The sequence below is a fragment of the Rhizobium sp. BK212 genome (assembly GCF_014197475.1).
GTDB classification, from domain to species: Bacteria; Pseudomonadota; Alphaproteobacteria; order Rhizobiales; family Rhizobiaceae; genus Rhizobium; species Rhizobium anhuiense.
This window is the reverse complement of the sequence record NZ_JACIFS010000004.1, coordinates 1-16511: the sequence shown is the minus strand read 5'-3', so window position 1 is coordinate 16511 and position 16511 is coordinate 1. Positions and strand designations below refer to the sequence as shown.

The following is a 16511-nucleotide window of genomic DNA, read 5'->3' as shown; positions in this document are numbered from 1 at the left end:
TGCTGCCGGCCAGTGGTGCTCCCTCTCAAGGTACGAGATCAGCACAAAGACACTTTGACCTCGGTCAACTCCACATCATTTGCCGTGCGGCAACTCATGGAACTTGGGGGCATGACGGCGTGTGTCGGAACGCGTTGCCCGCGAGCGGATGGATCAGCGGGCCGACTTTGACGCCGAGCTGAGATGGACGACGATTTCCCCGGTGGACGCCAACATTGACCTAGAACAAGGAAGATCGCGCGCTTCGACGTCATAAACCATTCTGTTTTGTCAAAGGATGCGACAATGTCCGACTGTCTGGTCGCCAAGTATGGCGACGCGCGGTTCCCGCGCTACACGAGCTATCCAACGGCGCCAGCCTTTTCAGCCACGGTGGGGCCGGATGAATATGCGAGGGGACTCGCCAACATCGCAAAAGCCGGACCCGTCTCCGTCTATCTCCACGTCCCGTTCTGCCGCTCGATGTGCTGGTACTGCGGTTGTCACACGAGCATCACCCGGCAGGATGGTCCGGTTCGCGAATACCTGGATGTCATGAGCCAGGAGATCGAGCTTGTATCCTTCGCGGCCGGAAACGACGTCCCCGTTAAGAACGTTCATTTCGGTGGCGGCACCCCCACGATCATGAAGCCGCAGGAGTTTGCCGCAATCATGGCCAAGCTGCGGAGCGCCTTCCGGTTTGAGGCAGATGCGAGCATCGCGGTAGAAATCGATCCACGCACATTGGCTGCTCCAATGATCGAGGCGCTCGGTGAAAGCGGTGTCGATCGCGCAAGCCTCGGCGTTCAGAGCTTCGACCCGATCGTGCAAGCCGCGATCAACCGAACACAATCCTTCGAACAGACCGAGATTGCGGTCAGCGGGCTGCGCTCCGTGGGCATCTCCAGTATCAACTTCGATTTGATCTACGGCCTTCCGAACCAGACCGTGCAATCCTGCATCGACACCGCCAGACTGGCCGCGCAGCTGCGTCCGGAGCGTTTTGCCGTTTTCGGTTATGCGCACATACCGGCCTTCAAGAAGCACCAGCGCCTCATAGATGAAGCGTCGCTTCCGGATGCAAAACAGCGAAACGAGCAGGCCGAAGCCATCGCGGAAGAGCTTGCGAAGGCCGGATATGCGCGCATCGGGCTCGATCATTTTGCGCTGCCGGACGATCAACTCGCGATCGCTGCGCGCAACGGCACGATGAGAAGGAATTTCCAAGGTTACACGACGGATGATTGCGATACGCTGATCGGCCTCGGCGCTTCGGCGATCGGGCGGCTGCCGATCGGCTATGTCCAGAACCATGTGCCATTGGGGCTATATCAGGAGCGGGTTGCTTCCGGCATCCTGCCGACAGCCAAGGGATATCTTCTCACCGAGGAAGATAAGCTCCGGGCCAAAATAATCGAACGGCTTATGTGTGATTTCGAAGTCGATCTCGCAGGATTGAGCAAAGAGTCAGGTTTTGACATCGAATTCCTCATCGACCGAAACGATCGGCTCAGTGAGCTTGTCGCCGATGGCGTCGCGGCGATTTGCGGAGATCGGATTGTCGTGTCTCAAGACGCACGGTTCATGGTCCGCGCCGTTGCCGCGGCATTCGACGCCTATTTCGGTTCGCACGGACGCACGCACAGCAAGGCCGCTTGAGCGAGAAACCAGCCCTTGCTCGGCGCGCTGCCATGGCCCGCCAGCTTGTTGCTGCAGAGGTAATAGGATGAAGAACCCAATCCCGGACAGTTTCGGAGAACTCGAGAGCTACTATGAGCAGCTTATGTCGTGGTGCGACGTGCTGCAGGCAATTGCCGACTTTCTGCCTTGCCATATCGAGGAAGGCCTCTGCCGCCGTCTTTCACGCGGTCTGATCCCGCTATTGCTGACGACTCACCGGCTGGAAGAGCACTTGGTCTCGTCGGCGCTCGGACTGATCATGGAGGTCGAGGAGCTGTCCGATGCGAGAGAACACCGGCAAGCCGGTCGCCTATTCGATCATGATGCGGCTCAGCACCTCGTCTTCACGCTGGAAACCCTGAGCGAGGGGCGCTGCCGGCTCTCCTGGGAAGCCGTAGGATATCAGCTGCGTTCGTTCTGCTGTTCGATGCGCCGGCATATCAAGTCGGAGCGGGAGATCATCAGGTTGCTTCAACGGGCAATGAAGGACGAACCGCCGTCGCGTCCCGATGCAGCTGCGCAAACGGAGGCGGCCTGAGCAATGCGACGCGGCCGCGAGCTGCCGTGCCGATAATCGCGAAGCAGCACGCGCTGAACGCGACGGTGCGGACGGCGCGCAAGCGTGCCGTCCGCACCTGTCGATCAATCACTGGGTGATCTGAGCCGGGGTGATCTGCGCGAGGTCGGCATCCAGCCTTTTGCGCGCCATGTTCGGCACCTTGGCGATCTTGATCGCGTCAAGATTGACCGGGTTGTCGCCGACCTGGATCAATGCAACCATGCCCATGCCCACATGCGGCGTGCACTTCAAGACATATGCGCCCGGAATATCGAACTTCGCCTGATACTGTTCGCTCGGCCTGGATTTGAACTCAGGAACGCCATCGGGAATGAGACCCTTGAACGTCTCGACGTTGTGGCTCTTGTCCGTGGGAATGAACGTGACAGTATCGCCCGGAGCGATCTTCAGGAAGCCGGGCTCAAACACCATCGCGCCGTCCGCGCCCTTGTTCAGCATCTGAACCTGGTGGTCAGCAGCCATCAACGGTGCAGCCGAAGCGATCAAGGCTGCCGTTGCAGCGATCAGACCGAATTTCAAACGCATTTGCATATCTCCTGTTCTCCGAGGTCCGGTTCGGCCTCGCGGACGTTTTTTAAGACATGCAGGACGCCGGTTCTTTGATGCGGGTCAAACGCGGGAGAAACCACACGCACCGCGCGGGCGAAGGCGCAAGAGCGGGTGAGCTGCACCGCCGACAGATGTCACCTTGCGTCGAGAAGTTCGCGGATCCTCAACGCCAGCTCCTTGGCGGTATAGGGTTTGCGCAGCCACCGGGCGCCCGGAACCGTATCATTGCCCGCGAGACCCGGTTCGGAGTATCCCGACGTGAAGAGCACGGCAATGTCCGGCCGTAAAATACGCACCTCTCTTGCGAGCTCGTCACCCGTCATCCCGCCCGGCATCACGATGTCGGTAAAAAGCAGCGCGACGTCAGTGTTTTCCTTGAGGAGATCGAGCGCGCGGTGACCGTTTTCGGCTTCGCGCACCGTATAGCCCATCGAGGCGAGCCTAGCGACGGCGACGCGGCGAACACGGGCGTCATCTTCGACGACGAGCACGACTTCGTCCCCTTGCGGCAGTTGGCTCTCACCCGCGCCATGGTCCGGTGCCGCCTCTTGAGGCTTCCCGCCATTGGTTGCGGGGAGATATATCCGGACTGTCGTGCCGCGCCCCACCTCACTGTAAATCTGCAGATGGCCACCCGATTGCTTGACGAAGCCATAGACCATGCTCAGTCCGAGACCTGTGCCGGAGCCGACTTCCTTTGTCGTGAAAAATGGCTCAATCGCATGCTTCCTGACCTCCTCCGTCATGCCGGAACCGGTATCCGTCATCGTGACCAGCACGAAATTGCCGCTGCGTAGCTCCGGATACATTTTCGCATAGTCGGCATCGAGATAGACGCGCGAGATCGTCGTCGTCAGACTGCCGCCCCTGGGCATGGCGTCCCTTGCGTTCAAAGCGATGTTCAGAATGGCATTCTGGAGCTGCGAGCTGTCCACAAGGACGTTCAGGCCAGATCCATCGATGACGGTCGACAACCTGATATTTTCGCCGAGCGTTCGACGGAGCAGATCCGAGAAGCCGCTCACAACTTGACCAAGATCGGCGTGCTTCGGATTCAACGGCTGTCGGCGACCGAAAGCGAGCAGTTGAGCCGTGAGAACAGCTCCGTCCTCCGCCGCGGCCTGAGCCTCTCCCAGCATTTCACGAAGGTTGCCGGGCGGCAGTTTGTCCTCGATCATTTCGAGATTGCCGCTGATGACGGTGAGGAGGTTGTTGAAGTCGTGCGCGATGCCTCCGGTCAACTGCCCGACAGCTTCCATCTTCTGTGACTGGCGAAGATCTTCCTCGATTTTGTAACGGCTGGTGAGATCGCGGATAAAACCGGTGAATATCCGCTCTCCGTTTGCCGTCGCTTCGCCGACGTGGAGTTCCATCGGAAATTGCGAACCGTCGGCCCGCTGACCGGTGACGACACGCCCGTAGCCGATGATACGTTTCTCGCCCGTATCGATATAGTGGTCGATGTAGCCGTCGTGGGCATCGCGATAGGGGTTCGGCATCAGGTTGCTGACGTTGCGGCCGCAAATTTGATCGGAAGACATTCCAAACAGCTTCTCGGCAGCCTTGCTGAACGAAAGCACCATTCCCTTGTCATCGATCACCACCATGGCATCCGGCACGGTGTCCAGGATCGAGCTCAGATGCGCTTCGCGGGATTTGACTACCTCTTGCGCTCGCTTCAACGCGCTGACGTCGCTGTTTGTCTGGATGACGGCAAGATCGCCATCCGGCAAATTGACCAGCACGCAACGAGAGGCAACATGAATCTCGTGCCCGCTCTTGTGACGATGAATGATTTCACCCTGCCAGAAGCCGCGCGACTTCAGTTGGTTGCGGATGTTTTCCACCGGTTCGGGGAACTGCGTCGCCAGCAATTCGTGCACCTCCTCCCCGACCGCTTCCTCTCTTGCCCAGCCATACATGTTCTCGCAGCCAATGGACCAATGCGTGACAGTTCCCTCAAAACGATGGATCAGGATGTCGGCTCCGTCCAGCACGTGCACCATGGCATCCAGTTCCTGGGACGATACGGTTCGCGGTGATATGAGGCGGTGAGGCATGAACGTCGATCCTGCGGCTTCGTTACGTCAGTGCAAGCTGACCCTATGACAGGATTTCTCCGAAAAATCATCAGCGTCGCCGGACAACTGCTTAAGAAGGGCGCGATTGACGATTCGCAAATCATGCCTGCCCTCTGGAGCGACGACGTTTCGCGATGCAAGTTTGGTGAGGGTGCGAGACACGGTTTCAATGGTCAAACCGAGATGGTCTGCAATGTCCTGCCGGTTCATGGGGACGCGCAGCAGGCTCTGCCGCGCCTGGGGATTGCGACGGGATACAAGCTTCGCGATGAAACTGCACAGGCGCTCTTCCGCATTCTTCTTCGAGAGCAGTACCATCTGTTCTTGTGCGGCAGCCGTCTCCTGGCAGAGCAGGGAAATGTATGCGGCGTGAAGAGCATCCGACCGGGCGACTTCGTCCTGGAAGCCTTTCCGGGATACGCGGCGAATCCGGCATTCGGTCACGGCTTCCGCGGTGAAGAGGAAATCGCGTTGCAGCGATGCACCGATCAGGTCGCCGGCGAAGCAAAACGCGGTTATCACACGGCGGCCCTCGCCGACGATTCGATAGAGACGAACAACCCCCTCCACGACCTGGAAGAGATGTTTGGCCTCGTCGCCCTCCCAGCAGATGGCTCTCCCGGCGGAGATGGGCTCCATTGCGGAGGAGAGGAAGAGCGCGGACAAAGATCGACCGGCATAGATCGTTTCGTTCGTCATTTCGGCATGTTCGAACGCTTGGTTTTTCTGCATCAGCATCGTCGTGTCCCCCATTGTCAGGACGTGTACTAGAACGCCCCTGCGTCACACCGGAATGAGCGGACGGTGCCAACGGGTGAAAGTTTGTAACAGTTTGTAACTGCGGCGGTCCGCGCCCGTCTTACTGTCCGCTCGTTGATGTAGATCAAGGAGCAATTCGCCGCTTCGTGACAGTCCTGCCGAGAAAGCCGGCCGCGACGCGGTCGTCTGTGCACTGGGGACGACATCATGAATTACACAACGGAAACGATGGTGATCACGGTCGCGGCGTTTCTAGCGTTGCTAGGAGCCGCATTCGCCCATGATCATCTCTTTGCGATCCATATGGGCATACTTTGCCTCTGCCTCGTCATCGGCGCTTTGCTGCTGGTCAGGAACGTTGACTTTTCACCGACAGGCCAGCAGCGCAAAGTCGACATATCCGGCTATTTCGATGAAGTCGTACGATACGGCTTGATCGCTACCGTGTTCTGGGGCGTGGTCGGTTTCCTCGTCGGAGTCGTCATCGCGCTGCAGTTGGCCTTTCCCGACCTCAACATCGCGCCTTATCTCAATTTCGGAAGGCTGCGGCCCGTTCACACGTCGGCGGTCATCTTCGCCTTCGGCGGCAACGCCCTCATCATGACATCGTTCTATGTCGTGCAACGCACTTGCCGCGCGCGTCTTTTCGGCGGGAGCCTCGCCTGGTTCGTATTCTGGGGCTACCAGCTTTTTATCGTGATGGCTGCGACCGGATATGTTCTCGGAATCACCCAAGCCCGCGAATATGCCGAACCCGAATGGTACGTCGACCTGTGGCTGACCATCGTCTGGGTCGCCTATCTCGCCGTGTATCTTGGAACGATCCTCAAGCGCAAAGAGCCACACATCTACGTGGCAAACTGGTTCTATCTCGGCTTCATCGTCACCATTGCGATGCTGCATGTGGTCAACAACCTGGCGGTTCCGGCCTCGTTTCTCGGCTCCAAAAGCTATTCCGCCTTCTCGGGCGTACAGGACGCGCTGACCCAATGGTGGTACGGCCACAACGCCGTCGGCTTCTTCCTCACCGCCGGCTTCCTGGGCATGATGTACTACTTCGTGCCGAAGCAGGCCAACCGACCCGTCTATTCATACCGGCTTTCGATCATCCACTTCTGGGCGCTGATCTTCATGTACATCTGGGCCGGCCCCCATCATCTGCATTACACGGCACTGCCCGACTGGGCCCAGACACTCGGCATGGTTTTCTCGGTGATGCTCTGGATGCCCTCCTGGGGCGGCATGATCAACGGTCTCATGACCCTTTCGGGCGCCTGGGACAAAATCCGCACCGATCCGATCATCCGCATGATGATCGTCGCCATCGCCTTTTACGGGATGTCGACCTTCGAAGGTCCGATGATGTCGGTGAAGACAGTCAATTCGCTCAGCCATTATACAGAATGGACGATCGGTCATGTTCATTCCGGCGCGCTCGGCTGGGTGGGAATGATCACCTTCGGCGCGATCTATTATCTGACGCCGAAGCTATGGGGACGCGAGCGCCTCTACAGCCCGCGGATGGTCAACTGGCACTTCTGGCTCGCAACCCTCGGAATCGTCATCTACGCCGCCGTGCTTTGGGTTGCCGGCATCCAGCAGGGGTTGATGTGGCGCGAGTACAATTCCCAGGGCTTCCTCGTCTATTCCTTCGCGGAGACGGTCGCGGCCATGTTCCCCTACTACGTGCTGCGCGCAGTGGGCGGAACGCTTTACCTGGCGGGTGGTCTCGTCATGGCCTGGAACGTGTTCATGACGATCCGCGGCCGCGTGCGCGACGAAGCTGCGATCCCAACCACTTTCGTGCCCCAAGCACAGCCTGCCGAGTGAGGTGAGACATGGCATCGATACTTGATAAACATAAGATCCTCGAGAAGAACGCGACGCTTCTTCTCGTCGGCTCGCTGCTCGTCGTGAGCATCGGCGGCATCGTCGAAATCGCACCGCTGTTCTACCTGCAGAACACGATTGAAAAGGTGGAAGGCATGCGGCCGTATACGCCGCTCGAGCTGGCCGGACGAAACATCTACATCCGCGAAGGCTGCTACCTCTGCCACAGCCAGATGATCAGACCGTTCCGCGACGAGGTGGAACGCTACGGCCATTACTCGCTCGCGGCCGAGTCCATGTACGATCATCCTTTCCAATGGGGATCCAAACGAACCGGGCCGGATCTGGCCCGCGTCGGCGGACGCTATTCCAACGAATGGCATGTCCAGCATCTCGCCGATCCCCGGGCAGTGGTGCCGGAGTCGATCATGCCGAGTTACGCCTTCCTCAAAGAGCAGAGGGTGACGGTCAAGGACGTGGGAATGGACCTGAAGGCCAACGAGGACGTGGGCGTACCTTATAACGACGACATGCTGGCGAATGCGGAAGCCGACATGAAGGCCCAAGCCGATCCGAACGCAGATACGACGGCCCTGCTTGCCCGCTATCCGAAGGCGAAGACCGGCGATTTCGACGGCGATCCCGCTGCGCTGACCGAAATGGATGCCTTAGTGGCCTACCTGCAGATGCTCGGAACGTTGGTCGATTTCTCGACCTACGACGATGCGACCGGCTACCGGTGAGGTGATCCATGGAAACCTACACTGCAATGAGACACTTCGCCGACAGCTGGGGCCTTTTGGCAATGGCGGCATTCTTCGTCGGCGTGGTTGTGTTCACCCTTCGCCCAGGCAGCAAGCAGACGGCGAAAGAGGCCGCCGATATTCCCTTGAAGGATGATTGAGATGTCGGAAAAACATATCGATGAATTTAGCGGCGTCGAAACGACCGGACATGAATGGGACGGCATCCGCGAACTCAACAATCCGATGCCCCGCTGGTGGGTGTGGACCTTCTACGCCACCATTGTCTGGGCGTTGGGCTATGCGATCGCATATCCCGCGATCCCGATGATTACCGACGCTACGAAGGGCATGCTCGGTTTTTCCAGCCGCGCCGAACTGCAGCAGAACCTGGACCAGGCCAAGGCATCGCAAATGCAATTTCATGATCTGATCGCCGCCAAGACGGTACAGGAAATCGATTCCGATTCTGCCCTTCGCGAATTCGCAATCGCCGGCGGCGCGTCAGCATTCAAGGTGAATTGTGCGCCATGCCACGGCTCGGGAGCAAGCGGCGGTCCTGGATTTCCGAACCTCAACGACGACGATTGGCTGTGGGGCGGAGACCTGGATGCCATCCAGACGACGATCGCGCATGGGATTCGCTTCGACGGGGATACGGACACTCATGCTTCCGAGATGCCGCCCTTTGTCGATGTTCTGGATCCCATCCAGACAAGGCAGGTCGCGGCTTACGTCTGGGGGCTGACCAATACACCGTCGGACCCCGGTCTCGCAGAGGCGGGAAAACAGGTCTTCGTCGACAACTGTGCCGCATGTCACGGCGAGGATGCCAAAGGAAAAGCCGAAATGGGCGCGCCGGATCTCGCTGATGCGATCTGGCTGAAGGCCCGCGGCGAGGATGCGATCATCCGCCAGGTCGCTTCTCCGAAGCATGGCGTCATGCCCGCCTGGGCAGGGCGCCTCGGCGATACGACGGTCAAGGAACTGACGATCTTCGTGCATTCGCTTGGCGGCGGAACGTAAGGAGCAGAGCTATGGCGGCTCACGGCCACAATCCGATCCTCGATCTCTACGGCACGCCGCGCGCAGCGATACGATCACGTGTGTCGGCGCGTGCCAAGGCCCTGCCGCCACCGTCCGATCAGGATGATCCGGCAAAGATCGGCAGTTCGATCATCAGTTTGACCTGCCTCAAAGACCACGAGCAGACAAGCCGCTAGCTGCAGACTTGTCGAGGACGTCCCAGCGGTGTTCGTTCCCCGCGGTTCCTCCAGGCCACGCCCTCTCTCCAGGGCGTGGCCTTTTCCATTGGCGGGAAGACCTTCGTCTTGATCTGTATCAAGGAAAGGATGCGCGGCGGATGGGACAAGGTCGGGTGAAATCGGATAGGTCCCATGAACCTCTACACTGCACCAGATCCCGACAGCATCGAACGGCTCAGCGTCGAGCCGGTCAACGCCCGTCGCAATCGGCAGCCTCTCTATGCACCTCGGAAGAAGGTTTTTCCCAAGCGTGCAGAGGGGCGATTCCGTCGATTCAAATGGATCGTCATGCTGGTCACGCTCGGCATCTACTATCTCGCGCCATGGATTCGCTGGGATCGTGGTCCTTACGCGCCCGACCAGGCAATCCTCATCGACCTTTCCTCACGACGCTTCTTCTTTTTCTTCATCGAAATCTGGCCTCAGGAATTTTATTATGTGGCTGGTCTCCTCGTCATGGCGGGGTTCGGCCTGTTTCTCGTCACTTCCGCGGTCGGCCGCGCCTGGTGCGGCTACGCCTGTCCGCAGACCGTCTGGGTCGATCTCTTTCTCGTCGTCGAACGCGCGATCGAAGGCGATCGAAACGCGCGAATGAAGCTTGACGCCGCTCCCATGAGTTTTGCCAAGCTGAGGAAGCGTGTCGTCAAACATTCGATCTGGCTGCTGATCGGCGTCGCCACGGGCGGAGCGTGGATTTTTTATTTTGCCGACGCGCCGAGCCTGCTTGTTTCGCTATTCACTGGCCGCGCTCCTGCAGCCGCCTACGCCACGGTCGCCGTCCTTACTGCGACGACCTATGTGCTCGGCGGCCTCATGCGCGAGCAGGTTTGCACCTATATGTGCCCGTGGCCACGCATCCAGGGTGCGATGCTCGACGAGAATTCTCTCGTCGTCACCTATCATGACTGGCGGGGCGAGCAGCGGTCGCGTCACGCGAAAAAGGCGCAAGCCAAAGGCTTGCCGGTGGGCGATTGCGTCGATTGCAATGCCTGCGTGGCGGTGTGCCCGATGGGTATCGACATTCGCGACGGACAGCAGATGGAGTGCATCACATGCGCGCTCTGCATCGACGCCTGCGACGGTGTCATGGACAAGCTCGGAAAGCCTCGCGGCCTGATTGCCTATGCCACGCTGAGCGAATACGCGAGCAACATGTCACTGGCGACCGACGAAGGGCGAACGGCCGTCCAGCCGTCCAGGGTTCGAAACGAGGATGGAAGCTTCGTCCCGGCGATCCGGCACTTCAACTGGCGCATCGTCTTTCGTCCGAGAATCGTCTTTTACGCGGTCGCCTGGGCATCGGTCGGCGTGGCCATGCTCGTCCACCTCGCCTTTCGCGAGCGCCTTGAACTCAACGTCGTTCACGACCGAAACCCCCAATATGTTCTGGAAAGCGACGGCTCACTGCGGAATGGCTACACGCTTCGGATCCTGAACATGGTGCCGACGCCGCGGGATGTGAACATAAGCCTGGTCGGGCTGGAGGGGGCGACGATGCGTATTCCCGAGTTCGGCAAGGAAGACGCTCGCCGCTTTACCGTCCATGCCGAACCGGACGCAGCCACGACGCTCAAGGTCTTCGTTACGCGCAAGCCCACCGGCGCCGCAATCAATGAATTTCTGTTCGTGATCGAAGATACGGATCGCGCCGATCGGGCAACCTACCGCGCGGCGTTCAATGCACCGGGAGACACCAAATGAAGACCTCTGCCCAAGGTTTTACAGGCCTGCACATGCTGGTTGCGACCTCGACCTTCTTCGCTGTGGTGATCGCGGTGAATGTCACCATGGCCTTCTATGCCTCCTCCAGCTGGAGCGGTCTGGTCGTGGAAAATACCTATGTCGCCAGTCAGGAGTTCAACCGCAAAGCGGCGGCGATGAAGGCAATGGCGGCTTCCGGCGTCGCGGGCGATCTCTCCATAAGAGGGCATCAGATCCGCTACGACATTCACGACAAGAGCGGCGCGCCTGCGGCCGTCGACGAGGTCGTGCTGAATTTCAAGCGACCCGTCGGAGATCACGAAGACTTCCACCTCACGCTCAGAAAAACAGCCGAGGGACGGTTCGAAGCAGATCACAACCTGGCCGAGGGTGACTGGATCGTCGAGGCCATCTCGCGAAACGACGGCTTGGTCGTCATGCACGAGGCCAAACGCATCGATACCAAGGAGTTGGACCGATGACCTGCTGCACCATGGACGCGGAAAGCGTGCTTGCTCTCAGCATGACGTCATCCAGTGCCGAAGAGGTCCGCCTTGCCAGCCAGCCGCTCGGCGGCGGACTGCGCCAGTTGGACTTGAGCGTTCCTGATATTCACTGCGGTGGCTGCATTTCGACCATAGAAGGGGCGTTGCTGACACTTCCTTTCGTCAAGACGGCGCGCGTCAATCTTACGGCTCGAAGGGTAACCTGCGTCTACCAGGAGGAGATGGAGACACATGCCGCCGATCCGTCCGAGATCCTCGCAGCGATCAACTCGGCCGGATATCGCGCGCATCTCTTTACCCCCTCGGCCGCCGAAAACGACAGAACCCGCAATCAGCTTCTCCTGGCGATCGGCGTTTCCGGCTTTGCGGCCGCCAACATCATGTTGCTTTCGGTATCGGTCTGGTCTGGCGCAGATGCCGCGACACGCGACATGTTTCATTGGATCTCGGCGATGATAGCAGCGCCCGCGCTGGTTTATGCCGGGCGTTTCTTCTTCAAATCGGCCTGGAATGCGCTCCGCCACGGGCGCACCAACATGGACGTTCCGATCTCTCTCGCCGTGACGCTCTCCTATGCCGTTTCACTGTGGGAGACCATCCATCACGGTGAACATGCATGGTTCGACGCGTCGGTTTCGCTGCTCTTCTTCCTGCTGATCGGCAGGACCCTCGATCATATCATGCGGGAAAAGGCTCGGGCGGCGATCAACGGACTTGCAAGGCTGGCGCCGCGCGGGGCCTTGCTGATCAATCCGGACGGGTCCCGACGTTACATTGCGGTAGAAGAGATCGCGGTGGGAGATGAAATCTCGATAGCGGCAGGCGAAAGGGTTCCCGTCGATGGCGTAGTCGTCATCGGAGAAAGCGACGTGGATCTCTCCATCGTCACCGGCGAGAGCAGCCCCGTCGCCGTCGCCGGTAACAGCGAGGTGAGTTCGGGCGCGATGAACCTGACCGGCTCGCTCGTCCTGCGCGCGACGCGCATTGCCAAGAATTCGCTTCTTTCGGAGATCATCGGCCTGATGGAAGCCGCCGAGGGTGGAAGAGCTCGCTATCGCAGGATCGCCGATCGCGCTGCGGCGCTCTATTCGCCGGCCGTGCATCTGTTGGCGCTGGTCTCCTTTCTTGCCTGGGGCCTCCTCGGCGGAGACTGGAAACAGGCAATGCTGGTCGCGGTAGCGGTCCTGATCATTACCTGCCCATGCGCATTGGGCCTTGCCGTGCCCGTGGTCCAGGTCGTCGCCGCGGGGGAGCTTTTCCGCAAGGGCATCATGGTGAAGGACGGTTCGGCACTCGAAAGACTGGCCGAGACCGACACTGTGGCCTTTGACAAAACGGGCACCTTGACGATGGGCAGGCCGCGCCTTGTCAGAGTGGACGCCATGGAAGAGAACAGCACGGCAATCGCCCGCGGATTGGCCGTGCATTCACGGCATCCTCTTTCTCAGGCTCTGGTGCGGGGCACCGAAACCGCCCCCATGTCCTTCGACAGCGTCACGGAAATCCCCGGCGGGGGACTGGAAGCCAGGAAGGGCGCTGACGTCTATCGATTGGGCAACACGGCATTTGCCTGCGGAACCAGCTTCGTGCCCCGCACCGCCGATAGTCCGTTCTCGGAAGTGGTCTTGTCGCAGAACGGCGTCGATCTTGCCCGCTTCTTCTTCGATGACACGCTTCGTCCGGGCGCTCGTGAGGCCATCGGCCAGCTCGACGCAGCCGGCCTTGAAACGCTGATCGTGTCCGGCGACCGGCAGATCGTCGTCGACAATACGGCGCATGCTCTGGGCATCGGCAGGGCTTTAGGCTCGCTGACGCCGAAACGGAAGGTCGATGAATGCCAGAGGCTGAACGGCGAAGGGCGTCGCGTGCTCATGGTTGGCGACGGGATCAACGACGCTCCCGCCCTTGCTGCGGCCCATGTCTCGATGGCGCCGGCCACGGCCTCCGATATCGGCAGACAGGCCGCCGACCTCGTTTTCTTCAACGATCGCCTCGACGCTGTGCCGGATGCGATTGCCGTTGCGCGAAGCTCCGCCAGCCTCATCCGGCAGAACTTCGCTCTCGCCATCGGTTACAACGTCCTGGCGGTGCCGATTGCCATCGCCGGATTGGCGACGCCGCTCATAGCGGCGGTGGCAATGTCGACATCTTCGATCATCGTCGTGATGAACGCACTGCGCCTGAACGCGTTCGGCAAGCGTCCGGCTATCCAGATTCGGGGGCGGGTCGGCCGGAGTGCGGAGGTCAAGGCCGCATGAACATGTTGATCTATCTCATACCCATCGCACTGCTGATGGGAGGAATGGGACTGCTGGCATTTCTTTGGTCGCTGAAGAGCGGCCAGTATGACGACCTTCAGGGGGCCGCCTGGCGAATTCTCGCCGAGGACGAAACCGATCGGAGAAAACCCTAACCGCAACCGGGTCCAAACACGAAAGGAAGATGGATGCTTGCGAAAAATTCAGTCCTTCTGCAGTCCGACCTGTTCGCTGGTTTGGATCAGGCGACCGTGGAGCAATTCACCGCAACGGCTGAGGTTCGCACCTTCGCTCCCGACGAGAAGATCATAAGCGAGGGCCAGCAGGCATCGTTCGTCTACTGCGTTACGAACGGATTTGTCCGGCTTTCAAAATCGGAATCCACCGGGCGCGAGGCTGATATCTGCGTGTGCGAGCCGGGCGACACGTTCGGCGAATATCTTCTCTCAGGCGGCGGCTCCTATGCCTATAGCGCGTGGTCCGCCGACGGGGCCGAGGTCGCGCTGTTCGAGCTTGCGGAGTTGCAGGCATTTGCCGACCAACATCCGGTCATTCACCGGAACGTCATGCGCATCATGGTCAGGCATCTGCTCGGCGCGATGGATTGTATTGCCGGTGACCGGCTGCTCACGGCGGCGCAACGTGTGGCAAACTACCTGATGAGCCGCTGCCCCGCCGCGGCGTCCACCTCGCAGGTCTCGTTCCGCCTCCCTTACCGGAAGAGAATCCTGGCCGGCAAATTGGGCCTGGCGCCGGAAGCCCTGTCGCGAGCGTTTGCGACGCTCGCGACATCGGGCGTCGAAGTCAGAGGCAAGGTCGTCCTGGTCGATAGCGTCGACCTGCTTCGCGAAGCGTGCTGAACCCGAAAAATTGGGATGGAAGAGCTCGTCGTCGTTGACCGGAATCAATGTGCCGCCCCCCGGCCTCGGTATGTTCAAGCGCAAAAGGGCGTCTGGACGTTATGGTTATTTGGATTGTTTTCGCGGTCATCACGACTGCCATAATCGCCTCTCTTCTTTATCCGCTTGCGTCAGGCCGCGTCCGGTTCAGCGAGGGCGCGACTGACGCCGCCCGGGTCTATCGGGATCAGCTTTTCGAACTCGACAGGGAATTGCTGGCGAACGAAATCGGCTGCAACGAGTATGAATACGCGCGGGCTGAAACAGCCCGGCGCCTTTTCAAGGCAAGCGAGCAGAAGCAAGAAGAAAGCCGCAGGTTGCCGCATCCGCACAGGTGGCTGAGGTTGGCGATCGCCGCGTTTCTGCCTTTGGCGAGCATTGGCCTCTATGGTCTTGCGGGTTCGCCCGACATGCCGTCGCTGCCGTTGCAAGCGCGATTGGAGGATCCTGGCCAGGACATTGCAATACTGGTCGCGAGAACCGAGCGCCACCTCGCGAGCCAGCCGGATGATGGCCGCGGATGGGATGTGATCGCTCCAATCTACCTCAGGGCCGGCCGGATCGCCGACGCACGGTCGGCTTACCGCAATGCCCTGCGTCTGTTAGGCCCGGACATTCATCGCCTGGGTGGCCTTGCCGAAGCCCTGATGGCGGAGGCGCAGGGTTCGGTGGACAAGGAGACGTTAGACGTCCTGCGACAGATCGTTCAGCTCGAACCTGAAAACCCCCGCGCCCGTTTCTACATCGCCCTCGGCAGCGAGCAGACGGGACGAACCGCTGAGGCGCTGATGAACTTTGAGGCACTTGCCAGGCTGTCGCCAGCGGATGCGCCGTGGCTGCCTCTCGTCAATCAGCACATCGCCGCCAATGGCGGAGTTCCGCTGATCGCCACCGGGACTGCGGATCGACGTCAGACGATCGAAGCCATGGTGACGGGTCTGGACGCAAAGCTTTCCGAAAGCCCGGACGACTTGAATGGCTGGCTCAGGCTCGTCCGCTCTTACGCCGTATTGAACGATAGGGATCGTGCTGCCGGCGCCCTGAAGCGCGGGCTTGCAGCCTTTCCGCCGGCCGGCGAACAGGGCCGGCAATTGCTGGCGCTTGCCCGGGAACTCGGCATAGCAACGGAAGGAATGGCGCAATGACGCGCAAGCAGAAGCGCCTGGCGGTGATCGCCGGCGGCATGGGCTTCATCGCCGCCGCCGTGCTGCTGGTCATGTTCGCCTTCAGCCAGTCGGTCGCCTATTTCTACATGCCGGCCGATCTGGCGAAGACGCCGGTGGCGCCGCAAACCCGCATCCGGCTCGGCGGCCTGGTCGGCGAGGGTAGCGTCGTGCGCGGCACCGGCTCGACGGTGGAATTTGCCGTCACCGACGCCAGCGCCAATGCCGTGAAGGTGAGATATACCGGCATCCTTCCCGATCTCTTCCGCGAGGGCCAGGGCGTCGTCACCGAAGGCATGTTTACGCCGGGAACGAATGTCTTCGTCGCCGATACCGTGCTGGCCAAGCATGACGAGACCTATATGCCGAAGGATGTGGCCGACCGGCTCAAATCCCAGGGGCTGTGGAAGGAAGGGCAAGGCCAGGACGTTCCGGGCAAGCAAGCTCAGGGCCAGGAAGTGAAGGCGACGCCATGATCATCGAGATCGGCCATTACGCGCTGGTGCTGGCGCTGGCCA

The 16511-nt window shown here is 60.1% G+C and carries 17 protein-coding genes; 14 read left to right on the top strand and 3 right to left on the bottom strand.

The window, feature by feature from the left end; all coding sequences use genetic code 11:
* Nucleotides 1-285: 285 nt before the first annotated feature.
* On the top strand, nt 286-1638 hold the full coding sequence (gene hemN, locus FHT79_RS14710; RefSeq protein ID WP_183903561.1) for an oxygen-independent coproporphyrinogen III oxidase: 1353 nt from the start codon (nt 286-288) through the stop codon (nt 1636-1638).
* A 67-nt stretch (nt 1639-1705) separates the two neighbouring features.
* Entirely contained in the window at nt 1706-2197 is a 492-nt protein-coding gene (locus FHT79_RS14705; protein WP_028757961.1) for a hypothetical protein, read from the top strand.
* A 108-nt stretch (nt 2198-2305) separates the two neighbouring features.
* Here FHT79_RS14705 and FHT79_RS14700 read toward each other — a convergent pair whose 3' ends face one another.
* The 3 genes from FHT79_RS14700 to FHT79_RS14690 form a co-directional block, all read right to left on the bottom strand.
* Nucleotides 2306-2764: a pseudoazurin gene (locus FHT79_RS14700; protein WP_028757960.1), complete on the bottom strand. Its 459-nt coding sequence runs from the start codon at nt 2762-2764 to the stop codon at nt 2306-2308.
* Nucleotides 2765-2922: 158 nt separating this feature from the next.
* A complete protein-coding gene (locus FHT79_RS14695; protein ID WP_028757959.1) occupies nt 2923-4848 on the bottom strand; it encodes a PAS domain S-box protein in 1926 nt (641 codons plus the stop codon).
* A gap of 27 nt (nt 4849-4875) precedes the next feature.
* On the bottom strand, nt 4876-5607 hold the full coding sequence (locus tag FHT79_RS14690) for a helix-turn-helix domain-containing protein (protein ID WP_028757958.1): 732 nt from the start codon (nt 5605-5607) through the stop codon (nt 4876-4878).
* A 228-nt stretch (nt 5608-5835) separates the two neighbouring features.
* On the opposite strand from FHT79_RS14690, the gene ccoN reads away from it, so the two are divergent.
* The 12 genes from ccoN to ccmE all read left to right on the top strand — a co-directional run bounded on the left by ccoN (nt 5836) and on the right by ccmE (nt 16469).
* Complete coding sequence (ccoN, locus tag FHT79_RS14685; protein WP_028757957.1) at nt 5836-7458, top strand: cytochrome-c oxidase, cbb3-type subunit I; 1623 nt, start codon at nt 5836-5838, stop codon at nt 7456-7458.
* Nucleotides 7459-7466: 8 nt separating this feature from the next.
* Nucleotides 7467-8201 (top strand): cytochrome-c oxidase, cbb3-type subunit II, encoded by a 735-nt coding sequence (gene ccoO / locus FHT79_RS14680; protein ID WP_028757956.1) that lies wholly within the window; start codon nt 7467-7469, stop codon nt 8199-8201.
* Nucleotides 8202-8209: 8 nt separating this feature from the next.
* Nucleotides 8210-8362 (top strand): CcoQ/FixQ family Cbb3-type cytochrome c oxidase assembly chaperone, encoded by a 153-nt coding sequence (locus tag FHT79_RS14675; protein ID WP_017969139.1) that lies wholly within the window; start codon nt 8210-8212, stop codon nt 8360-8362.
* A gap of 1 nt (nt 8363) precedes the next feature.
* Nucleotides 8364-9227: a cytochrome-c oxidase, cbb3-type subunit III gene (gene ccoP, locus FHT79_RS14670; protein WP_028757955.1), complete on the top strand. Its 864-nt coding sequence runs from the start codon at nt 8364-8366 to the stop codon at nt 9225-9227.
* Between the two features lie 11 nt (nt 9228-9238).
* Nucleotides 9239-9424 (top strand): hypothetical protein, encoded by a 186-nt coding sequence (locus tag FHT79_RS14665; protein WP_028757954.1) that lies wholly within the window; start codon nt 9239-9241, stop codon nt 9422-9424.
* 174 nt (nt 9425-9598) lie between these two features.
* Nucleotides 9599-11167: a cytochrome c oxidase accessory protein CcoG gene (gene ccoG, locus FHT79_RS14660; protein WP_028757953.1), complete on the top strand. Its 1569-nt coding sequence runs from the start codon at nt 9599-9601 to the stop codon at nt 11165-11167.
* Nucleotides 11164-11649: a FixH family protein gene (locus tag FHT79_RS14655; protein ID WP_028757952.1), complete on the top strand. Its 486-nt coding sequence runs from the start codon at nt 11164-11166 to the stop codon at nt 11647-11649. The genes ccoG and FHT79_RS14655 overlap by 4 nt, the downstream gene beginning before the upstream one ends.
* Entirely contained in the window at nt 11646-13931 is a 2286-nt protein-coding gene (locus tag FHT79_RS14650; RefSeq protein ID WP_028757951.1) for a cation-translocating P-type ATPase, read from the top strand. The genes FHT79_RS14655 and FHT79_RS14650 overlap by 4 nt, the downstream gene beginning before the upstream one ends.
* Complete coding sequence (ccoS, locus tag FHT79_RS14645) at nt 13928-14086, top strand: cbb3-type cytochrome oxidase assembly protein CcoS (protein ID WP_028757950.1); 159 nt, start codon at nt 13928-13930, stop codon at nt 14084-14086. Before FHT79_RS14650 ends, ccoS begins: the two co-directional genes overlap by 4 nt.
* Nucleotides 14087-14119: 33 nt before the next feature.
* The gene (locus FHT79_RS14640) at nt 14120-14791 is read left to right on the top strand and encodes a Crp/Fnr family transcriptional regulator (protein WP_028757949.1); all 672 of its coding nucleotides are present in this window, start codon (nt 14120-14122) and stop codon (nt 14789-14791) included.
* A gap of 101 nt (nt 14792-14892) precedes the next feature.
* Nucleotides 14893-15975, top strand: coding sequence for a c-type cytochrome biogenesis protein CcmI (ccmI, locus tag FHT79_RS14635; RefSeq protein WP_028757948.1), 1083 nt, complete (start codon nt 14893-14895; stop codon nt 15973-15975).
* Complete coding sequence (ccmE, locus tag FHT79_RS14630; protein WP_028757947.1) at nt 15972-16469, top strand: cytochrome c maturation protein CcmE; 498 nt, start codon at nt 15972-15974, stop codon at nt 16467-16469. The genes ccmI and ccmE overlap by 4 nt, the downstream gene beginning before the upstream one ends.
* The last annotated feature ends 42 nt before the right edge of the window (nt 16470-16511 follow it).